This window comes from Cupriavidus pauculus, assembly GCF_022179805.1.
GTDB lineage: Bacteria > Pseudomonadota > Gammaproteobacteria > Burkholderiales > Burkholderiaceae > Cupriavidus > Cupriavidus pauculus_E.
The window spans coordinates 1-1,271 of record NZ_BPUO01000036.1 but is presented as its reverse complement, the minus strand read 5'-3'; the positions used below and the strand labels follow the sequence as shown (position 1 = coordinate 1,271).

1 protein-coding gene is annotated in these 1,271 nt (G+C 65.5%); it reads left to right on the top strand.

Annotation, left to right across the window (positions count from 1 at the left end):
* Positions 1-88 precede the first annotated feature (88 nt).
* A complete protein-coding gene (locus tag MFF62_RS30715; protein WP_238267948.1) occupies positions 89-1,216 on the top strand; it encodes an IS481 family transposase in 1,128 nt (375 codons plus the stop codon).
* The last annotated feature ends 55 nt before the right edge of the window (positions 1,217-1,271 follow it).

Genomic DNA, 1,271 nt, shown 5'->3' with positions numbered 1-1,271 from the left:
TGTACAGACCGGGAACATAGGTAACACCCGTTCGGGAACATGGGTAACACGTCTAGACTGGCCGGCAGTGTCTTTTTGGAGACCTGCCATGCCATGGAAGGAAGTGTCACTCATGGATCAACGCGTGGAACTGATGGCGCTGGCGAGCCACCCGGAGGCGAACCGCCGGGAGCTGGCCAGGCGCTACGGGATTTCCGCCAAGACGCTCTACAAGTGGCTGCAGCGGTACGAGGATCGAGGAGCCGCCGGGCTGTTCGACCAGCCTCGACGGCCCGGCTCGCATCCCCTGCATACGGCCAGCGAGGTCGAACAGCAGGTGCTCGCGCTGCGCGACGCGCACCCGTACTGGGGCGCGCGCAAGCTGGCGCGGCTGCTGCAGAACGCGGGCCTGCCACGGGTGCCGGCAGCCAGCACCATCCACGAGATCCTGCGCCGGCATGGCCGGCTGGGCGACGGCGCCGCAGCGCAGCCGCCGTTCCAGCGTTTCGAGCATCCCGAACCCAACGACCTGTGGCAGATGGACTTCAAGGGCTACGTGCGCAATGTGCGCGGACTGTGCCATCCCCTGACCGTGCTCGATGACCACTCGCGCTTCAGCCTTTGCCTGGCGGCCTGCGACGACCAGCGTGGCGACACGGTCCAGCCTTGGCTGATCGCCACGTTCCGCCGCTATGGCCTGCCGCGACGCATGACGATGGACAACGGGCCGCCGTGGGGCGGCGATGCCGACGGGCTGGGCTACACGGCGCTGACGGTCTGGCTCATGCAGCTCGGGATCGCCGTCAGCCACTCGCGGCCCTACCACCCGCAGACGCAAGGCAAGGACGAGCGGTTTCATCGCACGCTCAAGGTCGAGTTGCTGCAGCATCGCTGCTTTGCCGACAACGCCCATGCCCAACGGGACTTTGACCGGTATCGGCAGCGCTACAACGGCCAGCGCCCTCACGAAGCGCTGGGCATGGCGGTGCCGTTGCAGCGCTATCGGTCCAGCGCCATCACGTATCCGGAGCGGCTGCCGGAGGTGGAGTACCTGTCGAGCGACAGGGTCTATAAAGTCGGAAGGAATGCGCGTATCGACGTACAAGGACGACGCGTGCGGATCGGCAAGGCGTTCATCGGGCGACGCATCGCTTTGCGACCCAAGGCCGAGGATGGCTGCTTCGCGGTCTGGTTCAGCCGCTTCGAGATCGGAGAAATCGATCTACGCGCACCCTGATGCGCGTAGATCACGTGTTACCTATGTATCCGAACACCCGTTACCCATGTCCCCG